Below are 23,209 nucleotides of genomic sequence, written 5' to 3'. Positions count from 1 at the left end.
AGAGGCCTCCGGCGCGAATGCCGGAGGCCTCTTGTCCGTCTTGCAGGCTTTGGAGGTCGGCGGGCCTCAGAGTTCGAAGGAAAGCCGCACGACGTGGTGCAGGAACTCCGCATCGATCAGCATGTTGAAGCCGACCGTGACCTTTTCCTCTTCGCGCCGGATCAGCGTGCAGCCGATCTCGTCGTGAATGCCGAGGATCTCCAGGAAGAAGTTGCTCGGGACGGGCACATGCGGACTGACCTCAAGTTCGGCGCCGTAGAGCGAAATCGAATGGATGAGGCAGCGCAGATTGTTCTTGGTGCTGAGATGACGGCCGACGAAGATGATCTTGCCGGGGCGATCGATGGTGAACTTCTCGTAGACCCTGTCCTGCGGAATGTTCTGTTTTGCGTCCGGTATGGCCTGCAGGGGCATTGCACCCTCCCCGATATTGTTTTTAGGGTCCCAATTTAGCGCAACTTCCCTGACGTTTCCTGAACGTTATCGATAAAAATCAAGTCTTGTGCGGCCGCCGGTCGCAGCGGCTGACCGATGGCTGCAACCCCCACGACGCCCGGTACGGCCGACTTGACAGGAGCCCTTTCGCTTTCCATATGTGATCCCGGTTCGAGGCGCCGGCCGCCCGCGGGTGATATGCCCTTGGTGAAGTCCTCCTGAAGCATGGAATGAAACCCTTTTTCGCGCATGCGCGATGGGGGCAATGCGGGCTCCCTTCGATCTTTTCGCATGCCATGAGAAAAGAGGTTTGCCATGTCCATGGCCACACTGACGATTGACGAACTGAAATCCCAGGCCCGGCGCCTGCGCGACGCCATGTCCGGCGGCGGCACGCCCGTCACCCATAGCGCGGCACTCGAACTGGTGGCGAAGAGCCACGGTGCGCGTGACTGGAACACCATCTCGGCGCTCGCCGCCCGCAGCGACAATGCCGAACCGGCCCCCGTTGCCGTCGGTGCGGTCGTTTCCGGCGAATATCTCGGCCAGCGCTTTCGCGGAAAGGTGCTTGCCCTGTCGCGGCTGTCGCAGAGCAGCTACTATGCCATCACGCTGCATTTCGACGATCCGGTCGATGTCGTCACCTTCGACAGCTTCTCGGCCTTCCGCCAGCGCGTCACCGCGACGATCGACGCAAAGGGCGTCTCGCCCCGTCATACCTCCAACGGTCGGCCACATCTGGTGCTCGACCTCTGACCCGATACCCGGCCCGGCCTGCACACCTCATGTGCCGGCCGGGCCGTTTGCTGCCGGAACGATGGCGCTGTCTTCGGCAGATCCGCGTCCTGCTTGACGGGCCCGTATCGGCGCGCTACCCCTTGGCCTTCCTTATCGCGCGGCCCGAAGCGGCGATCACGCGACCTTCCAGAACCGGCATCGGGAGCTTCACGTGACAGGCAGACTGGTCATCATCGGGGCAGGGCAGGCGGCCTTTGCACTGGCGGCAAAACTGCGCGGCCTGAAGGACGCGCGGCCGATCACCATTCTCGGCGCGGAGGATTGCTATCCCTACCAGCGGCCGCCGCTGTCGAAGAAATACCTGTTGGGCGAGATGAGCTTCGATCGTCTGCTGTTCCGCCCCGAGGCCTGGTATGGCGAAAACGATGTCGAGATTCGCCTGTCGACCCCCGTCGAGGACATAGATCGCGCCAAAAAGACGGTACGCCTGTTCGACGGCTCGACCATCGCCTATGAAACGCTGGCGATCGCCACCGGCGCGACGCCGAGGCGCCTGCCGGATGCGATCGGCGGCAATCTTCAGGGCGTCTACACGGTGCGCGACAGGGCCGATGCCGACCGCCTGGCCGTCGAGATGAAGCCGGGCCGGCGTTTGCTGATCGTCGGCGGCGGCTATATCGGCCTCGAGGCTGCGGCCGTCGCCCGCCATCTCGGGCTGGACGTCACCGTGATCGAGATGGCCGACCGCATTCTGGCCCGGGTCGCGGCGAAGGAAACCGCCGACGCCATGCGCGCCATCCACACCGGCCACGGCGTCGTCATCCGCGAAAAGACCGGGCTTGGTCGGCTGATCGGCGAAGACGGCCGGGTCGTCGCGGCCGAACTGTCGGACGGATCCCGCATCGACGTTGACATCGTGATCGCCGGCATCGGCGTCAATGCCAATGACGGGCTGGCCGCGCGCGCCGGCATCGAGACCGCCGGCGGCATCATCGTCGATGCCTTCGGCCTCACATCCGATCCGTCGGTCTATGCCATGGGCGACTGCGCCGTGTTCGACTGGAAGGGCCAGAAGATTCGCCTCGAATCGGTGCAGAACGCCGTCGACCAGGCGGAAGCCGCCGCCGCCGCCATGGCCGGCGGCATCGAGCCCTATCGGCCAAAACCGTGGTTCTGGTCCGACCAGTATGACGTCAAGCTGCAGATCGCCGGCTTCAACCTCGGCTATGACGACACGGTGGTGCGCCCCGGCGGGCGCGAGGGCAGCCTGTCGATCTGGTACTTCGCCAAGGGCGAATTCATCGCCGTCGATGCGATCAACGATGCCAAGGCCTATGTGACCGGAAAGAAGCTGCTGGAGATGGGCCGCACCCCCGACCGCGCGCTGATCGCCGACCCCGGCAGCGAGCTGAAGCTCTTGCTCGCTTAGGTTTCGCCGACAATCAGGCGGCCGCCGTATCCTTGGACGAAGAGGGCTGCGACTGGACCTTGAAGACCGAGACCTTGTTGTTCAACCGGTCGGCTTCCATGCGGATCGCATGGCTTGCGGCATTGCTCTCCTCGACCATCACGGCATTCTGCTGGGTGAACTGGTCCATCTGGTTGACGGCGCCGTTGACCTCCTCCAGGCCGTTGGCCTGTTCGACGGCCGAGCTGGCGATTTCGGAAATGAGCCGGGCGATCTCGCCGACCTGGCCCACCACCTTGCTCAAGGCCTCGCCCGTCTGGTTGACGAGGCTCGCGCCCAGGGCCACCTGCTCGTTCGAGCCGGAGATCAGCTGGCGGATTTCCCGGGCGGCGTCGGCGGCACGCTGGGCCAGCGCCCGCACCTCCTGCGCCACCACGGCAAATCCGCGTCCCGATTCGCCCGCCCGTGCCGCCTCGACGCCCGCATTGAGGGCGAGCAGATTGGTCTGGAAGGCGATTTCGTCGATGACGCTGATGATCTGCTCCATCTGGCGGGCCGAAGCCTCGATGCGCTCCATTGCGGTCACCGTCTGGCTCATGGTCCGGCCGCTTCGCTCCACATCGGCATGGGTGTTCCGGACCGTTTCCCTGGCCTTGCTGGCGCCGGCCGAGGTCGCCTGCACGGTCGCGGTGATCTCGTTGAGCGCGGCGGCCGTCTCTTCCAGGCTGGCCGCCTGCTGTTCGGTGCGATGGGCGAGCTGGTCGGCGGCGCTGCTGATGCCGTTCGATCCCTCGCGCAGGCTGCTGACGCCGCCGGAAATGTCGGCGATGGCGTCGTGCAGGCGTTTTAAGGCGCTATTGTAGTTCACGCGCAGCGATTCGTAGTCGGGCGGGAAGGGCGTGGCGATCGGTCGGGTCAGGTCGCCCTGCGCCAGTTGTTCGAGCGCGGCGGAAAGGTCCTCCACCACACGGCGCTGCTCGGCGGCCTGCGCCTGGCGTCGCGCTTCGTGCTGACGGCGCAGATCCTCCGCCTCCTGCCGCTGGACGATCGCCGCCCGCGCCATCTCCCCTTGCGTCCGGGCGGACCGCTCGAGCGCGGCCAGCGCCCGGCTGATCGCTCTGGCTCCGCCGGCGCCGCCTGTCTCGCCTTCGTCTTCCCCGTGGCGGGCGGCGAATTCGGCCTTGCGTAGGCCGACATAGAGGATGCCGACCACCCGGCCGTCGCTGAGAATGGGCTCGTAGATCGTATAATAGGCCTCGCCGAGGATCTCGGCCTCGCCACGGAAAGCCTTGCCCTGGCGCAGTACCGTCTCGATCACGGTCTCGGCGGTTAGCCGTGTGCCGACGGCACGGCTGCCGTCCGGCTTGGTGACGTTCGTCGCGATCCGCAGGTCCCCGAGAAATATGGTGGCCGTGCCGCCGGCCTTTTCGCGCACGGCATCGACGATGGCGATGTCGTCGTTGATGCGCGTGTCACCATAATAGAGCGCGCCGTCGCGCACCTGGGGATCGCCCCGCTGGCGAAGCTCGGTCTGCAGGATCTGCAGGTTGTTGTCGAGGCTGTGCTGGGCGAGCGCCAGCATCTCCATTTCGGTGGCTTGGGCGGCGGTTTCGATCAGGGTCGAGGCAATCCCGTCCAGTGACGCCGCGCCGCCGCCGGCAAACCGTCTGGCAGGCTGCACGAACGCCGCGGCGGCGAGCAGGATCACCACGGCCGCAGCCGCTTGCCCGGCCAGCACCGGCATTCCCAGCCGATAGGCAAGCGGCGGCACATATGCCCACAAGACAGCGCCGAGAAAGGATGCTCCCGCAAGCATCAGCGTCGGCGCGACCGTCGAAAGGCGCGTTGCGCCCCGGCCCTTCAAGATCCTCATGCCACTCCCCCGTGACAAACCGGCGCGACGAACCATCCCTCCCGGACAAAAGCGTCCGCCGCACGGATTTCAGTCATCATGATTAAGCGGAAAGCAGCGCACCGGCCTACCGATCCTTTCGTCGCGGTTTGAGGCCATTTGAAACGCTGCGGAGCCGATTTCGCGCGGTGGCGGCGGACGCTTCGGGAGGGGAGTGCGGGCTCACGACCGCGCAGAGGCAGTCGATGCGACCGGCAGGTCGAATCATTTCCGGGTTTGGGAATGGGATGGGACGCGCGGGCTTGGAATCGGACGTAACGTATGCGGCTCGCCGGAAATGCATAATGCCGCGCGAGGTATTGGCTCGGTTGCCGGCAGGCTTCTGACGGCAGTTCGCTCGTTGTGAAAACACGCCGGCCCCCAAAAATGGGGGCCGGCGTGTCTGGGAGGGGTTGGCGGGCCGCAGGTCTGTTGGCTGCGGACGGCAGGGGCGGGCCCTTGCGTTACCGGCCGGCGCTTGCGCGCTCCAGGATCGGTACGCACATTTCGAGGTCGTGCGACGCCAGGTGGGCGTAGCGCATGGTCATCGACAATGTCTGGTGGCCAAGCCACATCTGGACGCGGCGGATGTCGATCCCGCCCTGGACGAGGCGGGACGCACAGGTGTGGCGCAGGATATGCGGCACGACATCCTTGTCGTGGCCGAGACCGACGACTTCCTTGGCCTGGTGCCAGGCGGTGCGGAAACGCTGTTGGTCGATGTCGCTGAAGGGGCCCGGCTTGCGCCGGTCGGAGGCCGCGATTGCCAATGCCGCACGGCGGGTGAGCGGCACGGAACGACTGCGGCCGGATTTGGTCACCCAGAAGGTGGCCCTCGTGTCGGTAAGATCGCCCCATCGAAGGTCGAGCCCTTCGCTGAGGCGGGCCCCGGTATCCACCAGGAAGATGCAGAAGCGGGAGTAAAGGTCCGAATGGGACCGGATCTGGGAGAACAGGGCGCTTTCTTCGTCATGGTCGAGGAAGCGGATACGCCCGGCGTTCTCCTTCTGTCGCTTGAATTCGGGTAAGCTGTAAACGTCACCCATCTTGTTCGCCTTTCGCAGTAGTTTGCTTAAGGCCGCCATCTTTCGGTTGATGGTGGCATTGCTGTTACCGCGCTTGCGCAATTTACCAATCAAAGCGTCCAGCATCTCCTGGGAGAACGTGGAGAATTTGGGGAAATCCAAGAGGTCGTGCAACTCTCCGATGAAGTTGGTGACGTTGTATTTGTGGCTGCCGTTGAGCCACAGGATGTCGCCGTATTTTTCGAAAAGCGCCTGAAGCGATGTTTCCCGCACCTCGGCGAATTTGTTCGTCGAATTGTACTGGTAGTGAACCGAATAGACCGGCACTTGGCCGTTGCCGCCGAGTGTCTGGAGAGTATTCGCTTCCATAGGGTTCACGCACATGCCTCATTAGCGATCGGGTGCGCCTTCGGCACCCGTCAGACCTCAAGATAGTTATGATCTATAAAAAGTATAGAACGAAATTACGCGCAGCGGGGGAACATGCGGAATTCGGGATAAAGAGTATCATATCGGCAACAGCCGTCTAAGCCGTCACCAAAGCCATTATGCCTGCCGTGATACAAAGCGCTTCGCCGGAACGACCCGGCTTGCGGAGTGAGGTCCGGCCTTAAGGCCGGACCTCCTGTCGAGATCGATCCTGTTGGATCAGAACGAACGCTGCAGACGGACGAAGCCATCCCAGACGCCGTCGTCGGCTGCATCTTCGTCGAAGTACTGAACCGAAACCTTGGTGGTCAGGCCTTCCGCGATCTTGTAGTCGAGGGTCAGACCGGCCTTCCAGGCGTCGTTGCTTTCGTCGAACTCGTCGGCCGAAACGAGACCGTAGTTGAACCAGTACTGCGCGCCGGGGGTCAGGCTGAACTTGTCGTTCAGCTTGATGGCGTACTCGGCGGCGACGGTCCATTCGGAAACGTCGTAGTAAGCGTTTGCGCCGGTGGAGTAGATTGCTGCAAGGCCAACGGTTCCCGGGCCGACTTCAGCAAGCAGCTTGGCGCGAACGGCACCGTTTTCAGCTGCAAAGTCGTACGAGCCGAGCAGTTCGCCGGTGATCGCGCCGAAGGTGGCGGAAACCTGGGCTTCGACACCTACGCTGTCGTTGTCGCCGTGGACGTCATATTCGCCGCTGTAGTTGGTGCTCAGTTCGTCGATGAAGACACCCGCCGAGAATGCGTCGGAAGCGTATTCGTAACCTACCGAGTTGATGCGGTTCGAGCCGAGGTCGTCGGTCTCGCCGGACAGGTCGTTGTCCCAGTAGTTATACATGTAACCGACCTTGAAGCCGGCGGCAGTGATGTAGGCTTCGTCGATCTCGAGGGAGCCGCCGTCATAGTCTTCATCGGCCCAGGTGCGGATCGCGATGTAGGAGCCGATCGTGCCGATCTCGGAGTCGTTCTTGGCTTCGAAATTCAGCTTGGCGCGGGTACGGGCATTCCAGTCAAAGTCTTCGCCGTCAGCGTCGTCCTGAACATTCTGCCAGTCGAGCTGCGCACGAACGTAACCGCTGATCTTGAGGCAGGTTTCGGTGCCGGGGATGTAGAAGTAGCCGGTGCCGAAAGCGTCGCAAACGCGAACGTATTCCATCGGCTCGGGTTCAGCTGCAACGATAGCGTCAGCAGCCTGTGCGCCGGATACTACAGCGAGAGCTGCAGCGGAGCCGAGAAGAAGGCTCTTGATGTTCATTATTGACCTCCAGTCAATTATCACTGACGGTCACGGAAGGTTTTTGGAAAGAGTCAGTAAATTCAGATGGATGGTGGATTTTTGTTGGTGCGCCGGCGCGCGGCCGAAGACTGCGCATCATGCGACACCGCCGAACCGGCAGCGGATCGGCGAAACGGCCGGCCGGCGACGCAGGCGCAGAGGGTGATTCTTTGGAGAAGGTATCCGACAAGGGAAAGTGGCGGAGAGGAAGGGATTCGAACCCTCGATACGCTTTTGACGTATACTCCCTTAGCAGGGGAGCGCCTTCGACCACTCGGCCACCTCTCCGGTCCGGCCTGATTATTTGCTTGGTTGGCCGAATGCAAGGCCTTTTCACGGCACTTGACGTTTTCCACGGGCCGTTTCCTGCCTCACTCTATATATAGGGTGCTCCGAGCCCGTTGAAGCGGGTCGCCGACAAGCCGGCGAATCTCAGGTGATTCTGCAAAACGGCACGAATCTCGGATCGCGGAGCCAGGCGGAAGGGCGATTTCGCCGGGTGAGGCCACCGAGGCGGGCGAATCTGGCCGCCGCCGCTTTCCGGTAAAACATCCCACATCCCCTGCAAACAGGCCGAATGCTCCCGAGTCGGCTGTGCCGTTTCGGGATAAATGCGGCCCTGCAAGCGCCCGCTCCATGCGCTCCGTCCCTGCTAAGTGCCTTTTTCGAAAGGATTTTCTTAACAATAGGTAAATGAACGGCCCGGTTCCCGGCCCGGTTTGTGTCCTTTCAGCAACAGGGTTTTGGGAAGGGGGGTGGGATTCCATGCTTTCGATGGTTTGGTGATTGCATGACGCGCGGCGTTTTGTATTTTCAATCTCGGAAGCGAGGCGGTGGATCGTCCGTCTTCTGAAAACCGACGGGGATGGGGCAGGGAATGCTGTCCTTCAGCCAAAGAACCCAGACCCATACGAAACTTGACTGGAGGTCAATAATGAACATCAAGAGCCTTCTTCTCGGCTCCGCTGCAGCTCTCGCTGTAGTATCCGGCGCACAGGCTGCTGACGCTATCGTTGCAGCTGAACCCGAGCCGATGGAATACGTTCGCGTTTGCGACGCTTTCGGCACCGGCTACTTCTACATCCCCGGCACCGAAACCTGCCTCAAGATCGGCGGCGAAGTTCGTGCAACGCTTCAGTTCGGCGATGCATATGACGACAATGACAATGACGCTGCTGGCGCCGTGGACGCTGAAGATTGGGATACCGAAGTTCGCGCTCGCGTGACCTTCGAAGCCAAGAACGATTCGGAAATCGGCACCATCGGTTCCTACATCCGTCTCCAGGCTAACACGACCGAATTCGACCCGGATGCTGCTTCGGGCAACGGCGCGATCGTTGAACAGGCCTACATCACCGTCGGTGGTTTCAAGGTTGGTTACGCCCTGTCGTGGTGGGATGACGTTGGTATCGCTGGCGAAACCGATGCTTTCGCGAACGAAACCCTGTTCCACCTCGCAAGCTACACCTATTCGTCTGACGCCTTCTCGGCTGGCCTCGGCATCAACGACCTCTCCGACTACTACGCCGGCGAAGAAGTTGGCGTTCAGGCAATGGCTTCGGCTACCCTCGGCGTAGCCACCGTCACCGCTTACGGCGTTTACGACTTCGGCTCCGAAGAAGGCGCTCTCTCTGGTTACGTCTCGGCTGACGTTGGCCCGGGCACCTTCGAACTGTACGGCGCATATGCGACCGGCGCTTCGGTTTACGCTACTTTCTCTGAGTGGACCGTTGGTGCAGCTTATGCCTTCAAGGCAACCGACAAGCTCACCATCACCCCGTCGGTCAGCTACTGGGGCGATGTTGCCTTCGTAGACGGCGACGACGCATGGGGCGCTGGCCTGCTTGCTGAATACCAGCTCGCAGAAGGCCTGAAGGCTTCGGCTACCGTCGACTACTTCGACGCTGACGGCGCTGACGGCGAATGGAACGGCTTCGTTCGTCTGACCCGCTCGTTCTAATAGGATCTCCGGATCTTATAGGGAAAGCCCGGCTGCAAAGCCGGGCTTTTTCCGTTTTGGACCGTGACATTCGCAATGATCGCGGCCGACAGGTCCGACGGACCAGTCTCTCCTTTCCGAAACGATGATGTCAGGCAGGTTGGCGCGCTCGTTCAGCCGCGGAGGGGAGCGATGAACTCCAGAATGCGCTCTGCAATACCGTCGAGATGCAGCACGGGGGCGTGTCCCTGTCCCGTAGCCGTCATAGACGCCAGGGCTGGATGCCGCCCTCCCATCTCCGCCAGGGTCTCCGCCGACAGCAGGCGGGACGTCTCGCCGCGGATCGCCATCAATGGCACGCCGGCGAAGGCCTCGAAACTCGCCCACAGATCCGGGAGCGGTTGCTCGAGATCCGCAGCGCGGAACTGCTCGGCGATCGCGGAATCGAAATCCGCGACGATCTTGCCGTCGATCTCGCGGTAGATGGCATCCGCCATGTCGCGCCAGTCTTGCGCGGCAAGGGCAGGAAAGCCGGGTCCGTGGACCTGCTTGAGGAGGAGAGCCGCTTCGTCAAAGTCCTTCGGTTGCCGCTCCCGCCCGAGATAGGCCTGGATCTGCTTCAGACCCCCCACCTCGATCACCGGCCCGATGTCGTTGAGCACCACAGCGGCAAGGCGTTCGGGGTGGCTGACGGCCAGCAAATGCAGGATCAGCCCGCCGCGCGAGGTGCCGATGAAGGCGGCCCGGTCGATCGCCAGCGCATCGAGGACGGCGATGACGTCCAGCGCTTCGACCGCCAGCGTGTAGCGGCTCTTGTCAGGGTCCCGGTCCGACAGCCCCCGGCCGCGCGAATCGATGGTGACCACTTTCGATGGATTGGCGGACTGGGACAGGATCAGCGCAAGCTGGTGAAAGTCGCGCGAATTGCGCGTCAAGCCCGGCAGGCAGACGACCGGCTGGCCGGGCAGGTGTTCGCCGTAGATGCGGACGTGAAGCGCGAGACCGTCGGATGTCTCGATGGAGCGGTCGTTGAAACCCTGATGATAGTCCGCTGACATCCCTGCCTCCCGTTTGCGTGCCGGAGGGTAGGTGTAGCCTGTTTTTCGGCGCCGCCAAAGACGGAGCCGACCACATGGTCACCGCCCGTAACGCAGGTCGGCGACGATATCCGCCTTCTGGCCGAGCCGGCTCTTGTAGATCTGGTAGTTTTCCGTGACGCGCTGGACGTAGTTGCGGGTCTCGGGGAAGGGGATGCGCTCGATCCAGTCGACCACCTCGTCGATCGGCTTGCCGCGCGGGTCGCCATAGCGGGCGATCCATTCCGGCACGCGCTTCGGGCCGGCATTATAGGCGATGAAGGTGAGGATATAGGATCCGCCGAAGGCGTCGATCTGTTCGCCGAGATAGTGCGCCCCAAGCGTCGCATTATAGCCGGCATCGGTCGTCAGCTTCTCCTTGGAGAAGGCAAGGCCATGGCGCACGGCGACGGCCTTGGCCGTGCCGGGCATGAGCTGCAGCAGGCCGCGCGCGTCGGCCGGCGACACCGCGGCCGGGTTGAAGGCGCTTTCCTGGCGGGCGATCGCATAGGCCAGCGCCTTGCCCGAGCCGCCAATATTGGCATTGGCCGGGATCACGCCGATCGGGAAGGCAAGCGCCGGCACGTTGATGCCGCGGGAAAACGCGATCTTGCCGATCTGCAGCGACAGGTGGTGGTCGCCGGACTGTTCCGCCTTGGCCGTCAGAAGCGCCAGTTCGCCCGGACGGTCGAGCTGCTCGGCCAGCGCCCGATAGAGACTTGCGGCGCGCCAGCCGTGTCCGGCCGCCTCGAAGCGGGCAATGGCCTGCACGGCCTCGCGCGTGGCAAAGCTCTGGCGATCCTCAGCGGTCGGCGCGGGATAGGGCATGTCGAGCCCGTCGCGCTTGAGCCGGGCCGCGGAAAGCTGACCATAAAAGGTGCTGGCGAAGCGCGACGCGTTGGTGAAATATTCCGGCGCCTTGCCGTCACCGTTCGCTTCCGCGGCGCGACCCAGCCAGTACCAGGCGCGCGATGCCGATAGCGGCTTGTCGGACACCTGCAGGATTTTGCGGAAATGGCCGGCCGCCATGTCGGGATTCTTGAGCCCCCGCAATGCGTACCAGCCGGCATGGAATTCGGCATCCGCCACATCGACAGGGCTGGTGGCGAAATGCCGGGCGGCGACCTGGTAGGCGGCCTTGAACTTGCCCTGATCGGCGAGGCCCCGGGCGACGATGCGCTGTTCGTTCCACCATTCGCCGGTATTGACCAGTTTCACCGGATCGTTCGGCGCCTTGGCGATCAGCTTCGCCGCCTCTTCATACTTGTCCTGCCGGCGCAGGTGCTCGACGCGGGCGAAGACAAAAGCGGGATCTGACTGCCAGCGCGGATCGACAGCCGAAAGCAGGGCCGCCGATTTCGAAGACTTGGCCAGCACTGCTGCCCAGGCATTGTAGAGCGACTGTGCTTCGCCGAGTGAGGAGAAGCGTTTCGCCTGCGCCGCGCGTCCGCGATAGAGCAGGTAGTCCATGCGGGCTTTGTGATCGCCGGCCGAAAACAGGCTGGAGAACTCGCCGAGAATGCGGTCCTCCATGCCGGTGTCGAGCGCGTTTTCGCGCCACAGCTTGCGCAGCACCTTGGCAGCGCGGTCCCTGTCGCCGGTGGCGCTCAACGCGCGGGCGAGGATGATCGCGCCCTCGGCGGTTTCAGGCGCGGTCTGGCCGAAGGCGGCGATGACGTCCAAGGCCGGCGGATCTTCACGGTAGAGCGCCCGCTCGCTATTGGCGCGGAAAGCGGAAAGCCCCGGCCAGCCCTTGAGTTCGCGCTGGGCGCCGGCGATTTCCGACGACGGGATGTCGCGCATGCCCGACACCGCGATCGACCAGGTCAGCATGTGGCGGTCGAGACCGCCCGGCATGCGGTTGCGGATGGCCAGCGCCTCGGCGGCATTCTTGTTGGACAGCGCGTCGAGACCCGCCTTGAGCAAGGGGCTTGCGGGATTGACGCGGGCGGTGCGCGGTATGGCGCCGGTGACTTCCAGCGATGGCGGCGGGGCAATGGCGGCCGACGGCATCTGCGGCTTGGGTGAGGGCACGGGCACGACATCGGTCGCTCCGCGCGCCGCGGCGCCCAGCAGCGCCGCCAGCATCAACCCGAAAACGGATGCCCGGAGAATGGATGTCCTCATCTCGATTGCCCGCTGGAAAATGCGCATACCCTCCATTAGTCATTCGCGAGATTAACGAAACCTTACCGGGAAAGCAAAAATGCGTGTTTTGAAGGGACGGGAAACCGATAGAAAAGCCCGGATAGTCGGCTTGTCGCGCCCCTGTCGGCAAAGTAATGTGCGCGCGTTGTAGCCAAGGAATACGGCCGAAGCATGGATGCCGGCCCTGAGGAGTTTTGTTGCATGTTCCAGGGATCCATTCCCGCCCTCGTCACACCCTTCACCGAAACCGGTGCGGTCGACGAGAAAGCCTTTGCCGCCCATGTGGAGTGGCAGATCGCTGAGGGTTCGAGCGGCCTGGTGCCGGTCGGCACCACCGGTGAATCGCCGACGCTTTCCCATGCCGAGCACAAACGGGTGGTCGAGCTGTGCGTCGAGGTGGCGAACAAACGCGTTCCCGTGATCGCCGGCGCCGGATCCAACAATACCAAGGAAGCGATCGAGCTTGCCCAGCATGCCGAGAAGGTCGGTGCCGCCGCGCTGCTCGTCGTCACGCCCTATTATAACAAGCCGACGCAAAAGGGCCTTGTCGCCCACTTTGCGGCGATCGCCGAGGCCGTGGCACTGCCGATCTTCATCTACAATATCCCCGGCCGTTCCGTCGTCGACATGAGCCCCGAGACCATGGGTCTGCTCGCCAGGGCGCACAAGAATATCGTCGGCGTCAAGGATGCGACCGGCAAGCTCGAGCGCGTTTCGGACCAGCGCATCACCTGCGGCAACGACTTCATCCAGCTTTCCGGCGAGGATGCGACCGCTCTCGGCTTCAACGCCCATGGCGGCGTCGGCTGCATTTCGGTGACGGCCAATGTCGCGCCGAAGCTCTGTGCCGAGTTCCAGGCGGCGACCCTGGCCGGCGACTACAAGACGGCGCTCGGCTATCAGGACCGCCTGATGCCGCTGCACAAGGCGATCTTCATGGAACCGGGTCTTTGCGGCGCAAAATATGCCCTGAACCGTCTCGGCCGGATGAGCCGCACGGTGCGCCTGCCGCTTCTGCCGACGCTCGAAGCTTCGACAGAGGCAGCGATCGACTCGGCACTGAGGCATGCGGGGCTGGTGAATTGAGTATGGGAGGCCGGGGCGACCCGGCCTTTTTTGTTGGATAACAGGCAAGGGACAGGAGGAACGGCCGCCCCGTAACGCATCAAGGCGTTTGTCGGTGCTTCCTACCGCGATGGGTCCCTTGGCCACCAGGGGACATTTGCCCCGCACGCGATGGATGTCCGATTTGGGGCCGTGAGGGGACTGTCTGATGTTGGCGTGTCAAAGGCTAGAGCGGACATCGAAGGCTCTGGTGCCTTGTCCGAGTTCGGCCATTGCGGCATCGGGCGTCGGTGGTCACTGAAATGGCCTTCCCCAAACTGAGAGCGCACCTGCAAAAAACGCCGAGCGGAACAATCATGGCCTCCGGGATATGGACCGCATCGGCGACCTCTACTCGCCCCAGGAACGCTTGAACTACTTTGCAGCCGCCAGTTACGATCCAGACGATCAGGAACTCCTCCCACGGCCCTCCCGTCACTCTATCCGTCATGGAGTGAGCGACGGGGTGGCGTCTGAAGCCTGGCCTGAGAGACCTCAACCGAGCGATGGGTAGTCCGTGTAGCCTCGCTCGTCGCCCACGTAGTAGCTAGACGGGTCGGACGGTGCCAAGGCGGCGTTTTGACGGAAGCGTTCGGGCAGGTCCGGGTTGCTGATGAAGAGCGTTCCGAACGTCACCGCGTCCGCCAGATTGGTCGCTATCGCCCGCTCGCCACTTTCCCGGTCATATCCAACGTTCACGACAAACAAGCCAGAGAACCGCTTTCTCGCCTCGGGCGCCAGCAGCTTGAGGCCCTCAGGAAGCTGCGCCGGTTCCATGAAGTGAAGAATGCCCACCTTCCTCGCTTCGAGAGCCTCGACGGCGAACATATAGGTGCCCTCCAGGTCGCTATCGCCCATGTCGTTGTACGGGATCCGGGGCGAGAGCCTGACGGAAACACGGGAAGCCCCAAAGACCCGGATTGCAGCGTCGATTGCTTCGAGCAGAAAGCGGGCGCGGTTTTCGACAGGGCCGCCATAGGCGTCCGTTCTCTTGTTGGAACCGTCTTCGAGGAATTGAGCCGGCAGATAGCCGTTGGCGCCATGCACCTCAACGCCATCGAAACCAGCGGCCTTGGCCGCATGTGCGGCGGCCTCGTAGTCCATAATCGTACTCTGGATCTCGTCGAGGGTCAGAGCCCGGGGGGTGACGGACGGCTTTGGTCCCTCAAGCGTGAAGGCCTGGCTTTTGAAGGGCACTGCCGAAGGCGCGACAGGCAAGGCTCCGCCATGAAAGTCCGGATGAGACGCGCGGCCCGTATGCCACAACTGGGCGAAGATGAGGCCCCCGGCGTCATGCACGGCCCGGGTGACCTTTCGCCATCCCTCGATCTGCTTGGTGGTGTGGATTCCAGGCGTATTCATCCAGCCGATCGCTTGTTCGCTGATCTGCGTCCCCTCTGAGATGATCAGGCCAGCGGTGGCGCGTTGAGCGTAGTAGAGGGCGGTCAGATCGTTCGCCACGTGGTCTGGTGACCTCGCCCTTGTCATCGGGGCCATGAAGACGCGGTTCTTGAATTCGAACGTGTCGGTCTTCAGCGGGGTCAGCAATTTTAACTCAGTCATTTTGACGCTCCAGTTGATCTGGACGCCTAGGTATACGATGTAGACTTACTGTCAATCAGGCACCTTAAATCGCCTTGGTAGGCTTGAGGATACCTGGTCGCTGTCTCGCTTCGACTCAGTCAGCACGTTTTCCCAACTGAATACCGCTGAAACTGTCATCTGATCGTCGGGCGTCGAAGGCTTCGCGTGCTGCATTGACCTCTGGCAGCTTGTCCAGCGTCCATCGGTGGAGTTCGCCGAACGGCTTTTGCAGTGTGTGGCCCAGCTTGGTGATCTCATACTCCACAGCCACTGGGGATACGGACACGACGCGCCGAGTGATGAGACCGTTGCGCTCCAGTCTGCGTAGACACTGTGTTAGGGCCTTCTGGCTGACACCTTCCAACCGCTTACGTATCAGGTTGAACCGATGAGGACCGTCCGACAGAACCGCCAGTATCATCATCGACCATTTATCGGCGATCTGGTCGAAGAGTGTCCTGCTAGGGCAGTCCGATGAGAAGCAAATCGGATTCAATTCCATGACGGTGCGCACCTTTACAATCCATTCAACGTCGATACCCTTATGCGCACAGGTAGCCTGTGTATACTTGTATTTCCGAGGCGCCGCCCTCAACCCAAACTTCAGCCGGGTGCAGCTAGCCATCTGATTGAAATGCAAAGCGGTACGCCTGTCGCAAAACTCTCGCTTAAATGGGCGCTTGCTTCCCTTATCCTTGCGACGTCGCAGAATAGGTAGCTTTGCGGCGGCCGCGACGACCGCTTTTGGAACACGTCCGGCAGACCTAAAATGACCGGATGGAAGGCGCCAATCCGCCATTCTGATATAGCGACCCAACATGTCCCTCCTTGTACGGCGACAGTTCTATCCGCCCCCTCCGTGCTCCACCCGCCTTTATTTCCGGCCTGCGCTATATTACATATCGACGACAAGAGCCGGACGGATGCCCGCCGCCCGGCCAACAACAAGCATTCCGGGCGGATCGGATCATCACCATGGCCCCCAGAGGCAGCCAGCGCACCGTCAACAAGATTGTCGCGGAAAACCGCAAGGCCCGCTTCAACTACGAGATCATCGATACCTACGAGGCCGGTCTTGCCCTGACCGGCACGGAGGTCAAGGCGTTGCGCGAAGGCAAGGCGAACATCGCCGAGTCCTATGCCTCGGACGAGGGTGACGAGATCTGGCTGATCAATTCGCATCTGCCGGAATATCTGCAGGCCAACCGCTTCAATCACGAGCCGCGCCGTCGCCGCAAGCTTTTGCTCAACAAGCGCGAGATCAACCGTCTGCGCCAGGCGATCAATCGCGAGGGCATGACGCTGGTCCCGCTCAAGATCTATTTCAACGAGAAGGGCCGCGCCAAGCTCGAACTGGCGCTCGCCAAGGGCAAGAAGCTGCACGACAAGCGCGAGACGGAAAAGGAACGCGACTGGAACCGGCAGAAGTCCAGGCTGCTCAAGACGGGCGGCTGAGCATGTCGGAACTGCTGAAGGTCAGCGTCGGTCCGTTCGTCTTCACCGCGCGTTTCGAGATCGAGAAGGCGCCGGAAACCTGCCGGATCTTCAGGAGCTTCCTGCCGTTCCGCAATCAGACGATCCATTCGCGCTGGAGCGGGGAGGCGGTCTGGGTGCCGCTCGGCGATTTCCAATTCGGTGCCGGCTTCGAAAACCACACCTGCCACCCGTCGCGCGGCGATATCCTTCTCTATCCGGGCGGCTTTAGCGAAACCGAGCTTCTCTTTGCCTATGGCAGCTCGCATTTTGCCAGCAAGATGGGCGCACTTGCCGGGAATCACGTTCTTACGGTTGTGGACGGACGTGAAAATCTCGAGCCCATGGGCAAGATGGTGCTCTGGCAGGGCGCCCAGCCGATCAGTTTCGAAGCCCTTTGACGAACCGCGCCCTCAGGCGCGGCCGTCTGTTTCGCAGAAACGCAGCACTCAGTCTTGTAGGCTTCTGACCGTTCAGGCCGCGTAGTGCTGGCGGTAGTCCTGCGACTGCCGCGGCATGGCGATTTCCTTCGATACGGTGAAGCGCGAGACGAGGTTCGTCAAGTGGTGCGAGACCTCCAGCAGCGCGTGGGTCGAGGCATTGGTTTCCTCCACCATGGCGGCATTCTGCTGGGTCATCTGGTCCATGCTGTTGATCGCCGCATTGATTTCGCCGATGCCGGCCGACTGCTCCTGCGACGAGGTGGTGATCGCGGCGATATGGCCGTTGATCGCGTGCACCTGCTGGCCGATCGTGCTCAGCGCCTCTCCCGTCTTGTGAACGAGCGACACGCCACGCGCCACATCCTGCGAAGCCCGGTCGATCAGCGTCTTGATCTCCTTGGCCGCAGCGGCAGAGCGCTGGGCAAGCTCGCGGACCTCCTGGGCGACCACGGCAAAGCCGCGTCCGCTTTCACCGGCCCGCGCCGCCTCGACGCCGGCATTGAGGGCCAGCAGATTGGTCTGGAAGGAGATTTCGTCGATCACGCTGATGATGTGGGTGATCTTCTTCGACGATGTCTCGATGTCGCCCATGGCTTCGACTGCCTGATCGACCACCTTGCCGGAGCGGACTGCCTCGTCGGCGGAAGCGACAACCGCCTCGCGTGCCTCCTGGGTGCGCAGCGCCGTCTGCTTCGCGACCGTGGTAATCTGTTCGAGTGCGGCGGCCGTTTCTTCAAGGGCGGCTGCCTGCTGTTCCGTGCGCTTGGCCATCTCGTCGGTGGCCGAGGTCAGTTCGCGGGTGTTGGACGCCGTGCGCGAGGCCTCGGCATAGATGTCCGAAAAGGCTGCGGCCAGCGCGTTGACCGCCGAATTGAAATTGTTGCGCAGATTGTCGAACTTCGGCGCGAGGTCCTTGTCGATCGTCGCCGTCAGGTCGCCGGTGCACAGCCGGCCAAGGGCTGCGTCGAGGGCTTCGAGCGCGACTTCCTGCTCCTGCTCCAGCCGATGACGCTCTTCCTCCGCCCGCTGCCGCTCTTCGGCCAGCGCATCAAGGTAAACCGAGATCGAATAGTCCATGTCCAGCATGGCGGCTTTCATGATGGTGGTCAGGTTCTGCGCCAGACGCTTGGCCTTGCGTCCCTGCATGAAGCCCTGCATCTCGTCGGCGATCACCCCCTCCATGATCCCTTCGAGCACCAGCGCGTAGCCGCCGATGTACCAGCGCGGCTCCAGGCCGAGGCGCGCATGGGTGCGACCGATGGCGGAGACCGCTTCGACATAATGATTGTCCAGCTTGCCGGAACTGATCAGCGCCCAATGGGCCTCCTGCTTCTGCTTGGCATGGGCGATGTGGGCATCGCTGGCGAAGAAGCGCGCCGTTTCGGGATGCGACTTGGCGCGCGCGTAGAAATCGTCGAGCGCCGGGCCGATGGCCGTCTTGATCAGCGGCTGAAGGCTGCCGAGGCGCGTCCGCTCTTCGGCGTCGAGACCGAGGAAATGAAGGCGATCGTTGAGCTGGGAAACGGAGCGTTGAAGACCGGGCATTGCTATAACCTATAAAAATATGGGGGCAGAATTGTTGTGCAGATATTCCGCCCCCGAACGACTGTAAACCGTCGTGGAGATGACCATCGCGGACGCGATTAATGAAGAATGAAGTATTAGACGTAAATTGATGAAGAGAATGATAATAGTCAAATCTATGGCGATTTGACGTATTTGCCGGTCATGGCTATCAGCCGTGCGACAGGGATCCAGACCGGAGGGGCATTGCGTCGCGGCGCCGGATAAGCGCAAGCAATTTCAAGTGGTTGCGAGGATCTCCGGACGTTTTTGCCGCCCGTCATTCAGCCCCGGTCTGGCGCGGGACCTACTAAATTTTGGGTATCGGACGCCGTTTCGGGCGCTTTCGCGATCACTCGCCCATGTCGTTGGCGGGGGCGGGTTCGACCTGACGCACGGGGCGCTCGCTCGGGTCGCGGCCGATTTCCGCCTTGAGCGAGATGAGGTCGATGAAGTGGTCCGATTGACGGCGCAGGTCGTCGGCGATCATCGGCGGCTGGGTCGCCATGGTGGAGACGACGGATACTTTCCGACCCTTGCGCTGCAGCGCTTCGACCAGGGTGGTGAAGTCGCCATCGCCGGAGAAGATCACCAGGTGGTCGACGGTCTCCGACTGTTCCATGGCATCGATGGCAAGCTCGATGTCCATATTGCCCTTGACCTTGCGACGGCCCATGGAGTCGATGAACTCCTTCGCCGGCTTGGTGACGACCTTGTAGCCGTTATAGTCCAGCCAATCGATCAGCGGGCGGATAGAGGAGTATTCCTGGTCCTCGATCAGGGCGGTGTAGTAGTAGGCGCGCAGCAGGTAGCCGCGCTTCTGGAATGCTTTCAGCAATTTACGATAGTCAATGTCGAAGCCTAGGCTCTTTGAGGCTGCGTAGAGGTTCGCGCCGTCGATGAAGAGTGCTATTTTTTCCCGGGGATCAAACATCGTTCTAATATCCTTTGTTGGGAATAAGAGATAGTGATAAAAGACAATCAAAACGAAGCCTTGCCTTTTCACTCATGAATACTCCACTTAAATTATGAAATATTCATATAAGAAATATCTAGGGCAGGGAATCTCATATTCCAAGCACGCATAGGTTGAATTTATCGCCGTGCGCATGCATTTTTTGACCGGCACGCGTCGCCCGCCAGCCGCGTCGGTGACGAAAAACTTGAATTTGCCTTCCATTGATTGTATCGGGCTGCTAAATCCTTAAATTCCCGAGCGCAAAGGACAGGCAATGGCCCGTGTCACCGTTGAAGACTGCATCGACAAAGTAGATAACCGCTTCGAGCTCGTTCTGCTCGCCAGCCACCGTGCACGCCAGATTTCGCAGGGCGCGCCGATCACGGTCGATCGCGACAAGGACAAGAACCCGGTCGTGGCTCTGCGCGAGATTGCCGACGAGACGCTCTCGCCTGGCGACCTCAAGGAAGACCTGATCCATTCGCTTCAGAAGCATGTCGAGGTCGACGAGCCGGAACAGGATACCGGCGCGCTGATCGGTGGCGGCACTGTCGCAACCAAGAACGAGGACGAGGACGAACTGCCGGAAACCGTCAGCTTCGACCAGATGTCGGAAGAAGATCTTCTGGCCGGCATCGAAGGCCTTGTCCCGCCGGAAAAGAGCGACGATTACTAATCGTCAAGTAATCGGGCTTTAGAGTCTCGGAAATTCGGTTTCGTGCGCCAATCCCTGTCGATTGGCGCGCTTTTCGTTTATGGAGCACCTTGGCATGATGCGGCAATACGAGCTCGTTGAGCGGGTTCAGAAATACAAGCCCGATGCCAACGAAGCTCTGCTCAACAAAGCCTATGTCTATGCCATGCAGAAGCATGGCAAGCAGAAGCGCGCCAGCGGCGACCCCTATATCTCCCATCCGCTCGAAGTTGCCGCCATTCTCACCGAGATGCATCTCGACGAGTCGACCATCGCCGTCGCCCTGCTGCATGACACGATCGAAGATACCAACGCGACCCGCGCCGAGATCGACGAACTGTTCGGCGAGGATATCGGCCGCCTCGTCGAAGGCCTGACCAAGCTCAAGAAGCTCGATCTCGTCACCAAGAAGGCCAAGCAGGCGGAGAACCTGCGCAAGCTGCTGCTGGCGATCTCCGACGACGTGCGCGTGCTTCTGGTCAAGCTTGCCGACCGCCTGCACAACATGCGCACCCTCGAGCACATGCGCGACGACAAGCGCGCCCGCATCTCCGAGGAGACGATGGAAATCTATGCGCCGCTCGCCGGCCGCATGGGTATGCAGGACATGCGCGACGAGCTGGAAGACCTGTCCTTCCGCTACATCAATCCGGAAGCCTATGAGACGGTAACCCAACGGCTCGCCGAGCTGTCGCAGCGCAATGAAGGCCTGATCAAGAAGATCGAGGACGAGTTGCGCGAGCTGCTGGTCGCCAACGGCCTGATCAACACCTCGGTGAAGGGGCGCCAGAAGCAGCCGTATTCCGTGTTTCGCAAGATGCAGTCGAAGTCGCTGTCCTTCGAACAGCTCTCCGACGTCTATGGCTTCCGTATCATCGTTGACGACCTGCCGTCCTGCTATCGCGCGCTCGGAATCGTGCACACCCGCTGGCGCGTCGTGCCGGGCCGGTTCAAGGACTATATCTCGACGCCGAAGCAGAACGACTATCGCTCGATCCATACCACCATCGTCGGTCCGTCGCGCCAGCGCATCGAGCTGCAGATCCGCACGCGGCGCATGCACGAGATCGCCGAATACGGCATCGCCGCCCATGCCCTCTACAAGGACGGCGAGGGCGGTGGCGATGGCGAACTTTTGTCGCGCGAAAGCAATGCCTATTCCTGGTTGCGTCACACCATCGAGGCGCTGGCGGAAGGCGACAATCCGGAAGAATTCCTCGAGCATACCAAGCTCGAACTGTTCCAGGACCAGGTCTTCTGCTTCACGCCGAAGGGCAAGCTGATCGCGCTGCCGCGCGGTGCGACGCCGATCGACTTCGCCTATGCGGTGCACACCAATATCGGCGACACCACGGTCGGCGCCAAGATCAACGGTTCGATCATGCCGCTCGTCACCCGCCTGTCGAACGGCGACGAGGTGGAGATCATCCGCTCCGGCGTGCAGGTTCCGCCGGCCGCGTGGGAGCAGATCGTCGTCACCGGCAAGGCGCGCGCCGCCATCCGCCGCGCCACCCGCATGGCGATCCGCAAGCAGTATGCCGGTCTTGGCCATCGCATTCTGGAGCGCACCTTCGAGCGGGCCGGCAAGATCTTCTCGCGCGACACCCTGCGCCCGGTCCTCCACCGTCTCGGCCAGCGCGACGTCGAAGATGCGATCGCCGCCGTCGGCCGCGGCGAGCTGTCGTCGATCGACGTGCTACGCGCCGTCTATCCCGACTACCAGGACGAACGCGTCACCGTGAAGCCCTCGACCGACGAGGGCTGGTTCGCGATGAACAGCGCCAACGGCATGGTCTTCAAGATCCCCGGCAAGGCGCGTCCGGGCGAAGGCGAGGCGGCTGCGGCCGAGGACCGCCTGCCGATCCGGGGTCTCGGCGGCAATGCCGAGGTGCATTTCTCGCCAGCCGGCGCCGTCCCGGGCGACCGCATCGTCGGCATCATGGAGGATGGCAAGGGGATTACCATCTATCCCATCCAGGCATCCGCCCTGCAGAAGTTCGACGACGAGCCGGAACGCTGGATCGACGTGCGCTGGGACCTCGACGAGGCCAACAAGTCACGCTTCATGGCGCGCATCATGATCAACGCGATCAACGAGCCCGGCACGCTGGCGACCGTCGCGCAGACCATCGCCCGTCTCGACATCAACATCCGTACGCTGTCGATGGTGCGTGTCGCCACCGATTTCACCGAGATGGCGATCGACATCGAGGTCTGGGACCTGCGCCAGTTGAACCAGCTTCTCGTCGAGGTCAAGGAACTGGACTGCATCTCGACGGTCAAGCGCGTCTACGACTGACCGGCGACGGGCAGGGCGCGGCAGCTTGGCACAGTCGACTTCCGGGCGATTGATCGCAGGACGGCGATGATGCACTCTGGATCCGCACGGTGGCCCGAGCCCGGCGAAGGGGGGCTGCCGCGCGGAGCGTCTCGGGGGATCTGATCGCCATGGTGAAGCCACGGATTTGCGCACTCGTTCTCACGCTTGCGGGACTGCTGGCCGCCGGGCCTTTGCTGGCCGGCGAGAGCGAGCAGCGCGTGCTCTACGGACGCGCGCTCGAAGGCAGGGAACTCGGTTGGGCCTGCTATTCGCGGCACTATGATGCGGCCCATCTGCGATCCCATCCGGACCAGAACGTCAAGGACATGGTCATGCTGGCCTATCGCCCGGACTGGGAAGGTGCCGACGCGAGCATCCTCAATTTCGAAGCGCGTTTCCGCGATGGCGGCGCGCCGGCCGAGTTTTCCGGCGAATGCCGGACGGCCGGCGGCGGCGTTCTTGCCTGCGGCATCGAGTGCGACGGCGGGGAATTCACCCTGAGGGGCGCGGGCAGCGGCGCGATCCTCGTCGATATGCCGGGAGAGCCCGGCCTATGCGACGGGACGGATGGAACGGGTGGTCCGGGTTTCGGCCCCGATGACAAGCGTTTCAGGCTGGATCGGACTGACATCGGCGATTGCCGGGGGCTGATCTGGGACGACGAGATCCGGCCGCGCCTGCTGAAGGCCGCAAGCCGGTAGAGCCG

The 23,209-nt window shown here is 62.2% G+C and carries 19 protein-coding genes and 1 tRNA gene; 9 read left to right on the top strand and 11 right to left on the bottom strand.

The window, feature by feature from the left end:
- Nucleotides 1-66 precede the first annotated feature (66 nt).
- Entirely contained in the window at nucleotides 67-414 is a 348-nt protein-coding gene (locus tag L867_RS0106910; RefSeq protein ID WP_028736194.1) for a hypothetical protein, read from the bottom strand.
- 336 nt (nucleotides 415-750) lie between these two features.
- On the opposite strand from L867_RS0106910, the gene L867_RS0106900 reads away from it, so the two are divergent.
- Both L867_RS0106900 and L867_RS0106895 read left to right on the top strand, forming a co-directional pair.
- Nucleotides 751-1,191 (top strand): glyoxalase superfamily protein, encoded by a 441-nt coding sequence (locus tag L867_RS0106900; RefSeq protein WP_028736192.1) that lies wholly within the window; start codon nucleotides 751-753, stop codon nucleotides 1,189-1,191.
- A 193-nt stretch (nucleotides 1,192-1,384) separates the two neighbouring features.
- Nucleotides 1,385-2,602, top strand: coding sequence for an NAD(P)/FAD-dependent oxidoreductase (locus tag L867_RS0106895; RefSeq protein WP_028736191.1), 1,218 nt, complete (start codon nucleotides 1,385-1,387; stop codon nucleotides 2,600-2,602).
- 13 nt (nucleotides 2,603-2,615) lie between these two features.
- On the opposite strand, the gene L867_RS26365 is transcribed toward L867_RS0106895, so the two are convergent.
- The 4 genes from L867_RS26365 to L867_RS0106875 all read right to left on the bottom strand — a co-directional run bounded on the left by L867_RS26365 (nucleotide 2,616) and on the right by L867_RS0106875 (nucleotide 7,489).
- On the bottom strand, nucleotides 2,616-4,454 hold the full coding sequence (locus L867_RS26365) for a methyl-accepting chemotaxis protein (protein WP_051438858.1): 1,839 nt from the start codon (nucleotides 4,452-4,454) through the stop codon (nucleotides 2,616-2,618).
- Nucleotides 4,455-4,936: 482 nt separating this feature from the next.
- Nucleotides 4,937-5,866 (bottom strand): tyrosine-type recombinase/integrase, encoded by a 930-nt coding sequence (locus L867_RS0106885; RefSeq protein ID WP_028736190.1) that lies wholly within the window; start codon nucleotides 5,864-5,866, stop codon nucleotides 4,937-4,939.
- Between the two features lie 279 nt (nucleotides 5,867-6,145).
- A complete protein-coding gene (locus L867_RS0106880; protein WP_028736189.1) occupies nucleotides 6,146-7,180 on the bottom strand; it encodes a porin in 1,035 nt (344 codons plus the stop codon).
- Between the two features lie 218 nt (nucleotides 7,181-7,398).
- Nucleotides 7,399-7,489, bottom strand: a tRNA-Ser gene (locus tag L867_RS0106875).
- 646 nt (nucleotides 7,490-8,135) lie between these two features.
- On the opposite strand from L867_RS0106875, the gene L867_RS0106870 reads away from it, so the two are divergent.
- On the top strand, nucleotides 8,136-9,161 hold the full coding sequence (locus tag L867_RS0106870) for a porin (RefSeq protein ID WP_028736188.1): 1,026 nt from the start codon (nucleotides 8,136-8,138) through the stop codon (nucleotides 9,159-9,161).
- Between the two features lie 152 nt (nucleotides 9,162-9,313).
- Here the strand turns inward: L867_RS0106870 and L867_RS0106865 are convergent, their stop codons facing one another.
- Both L867_RS0106865 and L867_RS0106860 read right to left on the bottom strand, forming a co-directional pair.
- Nucleotides 9,314-10,198: an alpha/beta fold hydrolase gene (locus tag L867_RS0106865; protein ID WP_028736187.1), complete on the bottom strand. Its 885-nt coding sequence runs from the start codon at nucleotides 10,196-10,198 to the stop codon at nucleotides 9,314-9,316.
- 78 nt (nucleotides 10,199-10,276) lie between these two features.
- Nucleotides 10,277-12,343 carry a lytic transglycosylase domain-containing protein gene (locus tag L867_RS0106860; RefSeq protein ID WP_028736186.1) on the bottom strand — a complete coding sequence of 689 codons (2,067 nt, stop codon included), beginning with the start codon at nucleotides 12,341-12,343 and terminating at the stop codon, nucleotides 10,277-10,279.
- Between the two features lie 222 nt (nucleotides 12,344-12,565).
- On the opposite strand from L867_RS0106860, the gene dapA reads away from it, so the two are divergent.
- Nucleotides 12,566-13,450, top strand: coding sequence for a 4-hydroxy-tetrahydrodipicolinate synthase (dapA, locus tag L867_RS0106855; RefSeq protein ID WP_028736185.1), 885 nt, complete (start codon nucleotides 12,566-12,568; stop codon nucleotides 13,448-13,450).
- A 513-nt stretch (nucleotides 13,451-13,963) separates the two neighbouring features.
- Here dapA and L867_RS0106850 read toward each other — a convergent pair.
- Together L867_RS0106850 and L867_RS24760 are read right to left on the bottom strand one after the other, a co-directional pair.
- Nucleotides 13,964-15,031 (bottom strand): alkene reductase, encoded by a 1,068-nt coding sequence (locus L867_RS0106850; protein WP_028736184.1) that lies wholly within the window; start codon nucleotides 15,029-15,031, stop codon nucleotides 13,964-13,966.
- 115 nt (nucleotides 15,032-15,146) lie between these two features.
- Nucleotides 15,147-15,554 (bottom strand): winged helix-turn-helix transcriptional regulator, encoded by a 408-nt coding sequence (locus L867_RS24760; RefSeq protein ID WP_037172827.1) that lies wholly within the window; start codon nucleotides 15,552-15,554, stop codon nucleotides 15,147-15,149.
- 473 nt (nucleotides 15,555-16,027) lie between these two features.
- On the opposite strand from L867_RS24760, the gene smpB reads away from it, so the two are divergent.
- Together smpB and L867_RS0106835 are read left to right on the top strand one after the other, a co-directional pair.
- Complete coding sequence (gene smpB, locus L867_RS0106840) at nucleotides 16,028-16,507, top strand: SsrA-binding protein SmpB (RefSeq protein ID WP_028736183.1); 480 nt, start codon at nucleotides 16,028-16,030, stop codon at nucleotides 16,505-16,507.
- Between the two features lie 2 nt (nucleotides 16,508-16,509).
- Nucleotides 16,510-16,926 (top strand): DUF3830 family protein, encoded by a 417-nt coding sequence (locus L867_RS0106835; protein ID WP_028736182.1) that lies wholly within the window; start codon nucleotides 16,510-16,512, stop codon nucleotides 16,924-16,926.
- 72 nt (nucleotides 16,927-16,998) lie between these two features.
- Here L867_RS0106835 and L867_RS24755 read toward each other — a convergent pair whose 3' ends face one another.
- Together L867_RS24755 and L867_RS0106825 are read right to left on the bottom strand one after the other, a co-directional pair.
- The gene (locus L867_RS24755) at nucleotides 16,999-18,513 is read right to left on the bottom strand and encodes a globin-coupled sensor protein (RefSeq protein ID WP_051438857.1); all 1,515 of its coding nucleotides are present in this window, start codon (nucleotides 18,511-18,513) and stop codon (nucleotides 16,999-17,001) included.
- 370 nt (nucleotides 18,514-18,883) lie between these two features.
- Nucleotides 18,884-19,465, bottom strand: coding sequence for a LabA-like NYN domain-containing protein (locus tag L867_RS0106825; protein ID WP_028736181.1), 582 nt, complete (start codon nucleotides 19,463-19,465; stop codon nucleotides 18,884-18,886).
- Between the two features lie 298 nt (nucleotides 19,466-19,763).
- Here L867_RS0106825 and rpoZ point away from each other — a divergent pair, with 298 nt between their 5' ends.
- From rpoZ to L867_RS0106810, 3 genes are all read left to right on the top strand, one after another.
- Nucleotides 19,764-20,165 carry a DNA-directed RNA polymerase subunit omega gene (rpoZ, locus tag L867_RS0106820; RefSeq protein ID WP_028736180.1) on the top strand — a complete coding sequence of 134 codons (402 nt, stop codon included), beginning with the start codon at nucleotides 19,764-19,766 and terminating at the stop codon, nucleotides 20,163-20,165.
- Nucleotides 20,166-20,259: 94 nt separating this feature from the next.
- Nucleotides 20,260-22,482 carry a RelA/SpoT family protein gene (locus L867_RS0106815; RefSeq protein WP_028736179.1) on the top strand — a complete coding sequence of 741 codons (2,223 nt, stop codon included), beginning with the start codon at nucleotides 20,260-20,262 and terminating at the stop codon, nucleotides 22,480-22,482.
- Between the two features lie 149 nt (nucleotides 22,483-22,631).
- Nucleotides 22,632-23,204, top strand: coding sequence for a hypothetical protein (locus L867_RS0106810; protein ID WP_028736178.1), 573 nt, complete (start codon nucleotides 22,632-22,634; stop codon nucleotides 23,202-23,204).
- Nucleotides 23,205-23,209: the final 5 nt, after the last annotated feature.

The sequence above is a fragment of the Paenirhizobium selenitireducens ATCC BAA-1503 genome, assembly GCF_000518785.1.
In the GTDB taxonomy this organism is placed as follows: domain Bacteria; phylum Pseudomonadota; class Alphaproteobacteria; order Rhizobiales; family Rhizobiaceae; genus Allorhizobium; species Allorhizobium selenitireducens.
Note: the sequence above shows the minus strand (reverse complement) of the source record. Positions and strands in the feature narration are given on the sequence as shown.

Excerpts from the sequence above, each read along its gene's own strand:
- smpB (WP_028736183.1), top strand. The coding sequence starts at position 16,028 with ATGGCCCCCAGAGGCAGCCAGCGCACCGTCAACAAGATTGTCGCGGAA.
- L867_RS0106885 (WP_028736190.1), bottom strand. The coding sequence starts at position 5,866 with ATGGAAGCGAATACTCTCCAGACACTCGGCGGCAACGGCCAAGTGCCG.
- L867_RS0106810 (WP_028736178.1), top strand. The coding sequence starts at position 22,632 with ATGGTGAAGCCACGGATTTGCGCACTCGTTCTCACGCTTGCGGGACTG.
- L867_RS24760 (WP_037172827.1), bottom strand. The coding sequence starts at position 15,554 with ATGGAATTGAATCCGATTTGCTTCTCATCGGACTGCCCTAGCAGGACA.
- L867_RS26365 (WP_051438858.1), bottom strand. The coding sequence starts at position 4,454 with ATGAGGATCTTGAAGGGCCGGGGCGCAACGCGCCTTTCGACGGTCGCG.
- L867_RS0106815 (WP_028736179.1), top strand. The coding sequence starts at position 20,260 with ATGATGCGGCAATACGAGCTCGTTGAGCGGGTTCAGAAATACAAGCCC.
- L867_RS0106870 (WP_028736188.1), top strand. The coding sequence starts at position 8,136 with ATGAACATCAAGAGCCTTCTTCTCGGCTCCGCTGCAGCTCTCGCTGTA.
- L867_RS0106860 (WP_028736186.1), bottom strand. The coding sequence starts at position 12,343 with ATGAGGACATCCATTCTCCGGGCATCCGTTTTCGGGTTGATGCTGGCG.
- L867_RS0106900 (WP_028736192.1), top strand. The coding sequence starts at position 751 with ATGTCCATGGCCACACTGACGATTGACGAACTGAAATCCCAGGCCCGG.
- dapA (WP_028736185.1), top strand. The coding sequence starts at position 12,566 with ATGTTCCAGGGATCCATTCCCGCCCTCGTCACACCCTTCACCGAAACC.
- L867_RS0106865 (WP_028736187.1), bottom strand. The coding sequence starts at position 10,198 with ATGTCAGCGGACTATCATCAGGGTTTCAACGACCGCTCCATCGAGACA.
- L867_RS24755 (WP_051438857.1), bottom strand. The coding sequence starts at position 18,513 with ATGCCCGGTCTTCAACGCTCCGTTTCCCAGCTCAACGATCGCCTTCAT.
- L867_RS0106825 (WP_028736181.1), bottom strand. The coding sequence starts at position 19,465 with ATGTTTGATCCCCGGGAAAAAATAGCACTCTTCATCGACGGCGCGAAC.
- L867_RS0106880 (WP_028736189.1), bottom strand. The coding sequence starts at position 7,180 with ATGAACATCAAGAGCCTTCTTCTCGGCTCCGCTGCAGCTCTCGCTGTA.
- L867_RS0106835 (WP_028736182.1), top strand. The coding sequence starts at position 16,510 with ATGTCGGAACTGCTGAAGGTCAGCGTCGGTCCGTTCGTCTTCACCGCG.
- L867_RS0106850 (WP_028736184.1), bottom strand. The coding sequence starts at position 15,031 with ATGACTGAGTTAAAATTGCTGACCCCGCTGAAGACCGACACGTTCGAA.
- rpoZ (WP_028736180.1), top strand. The coding sequence starts at position 19,764 with ATGGCCCGTGTCACCGTTGAAGACTGCATCGACAAAGTAGATAACCGC.
- L867_RS0106910 (WP_028736194.1), bottom strand. The coding sequence starts at position 414 with ATGCCCCTGCAGGCCATACCGGACGCAAAACAGAACATTCCGCAGGAC.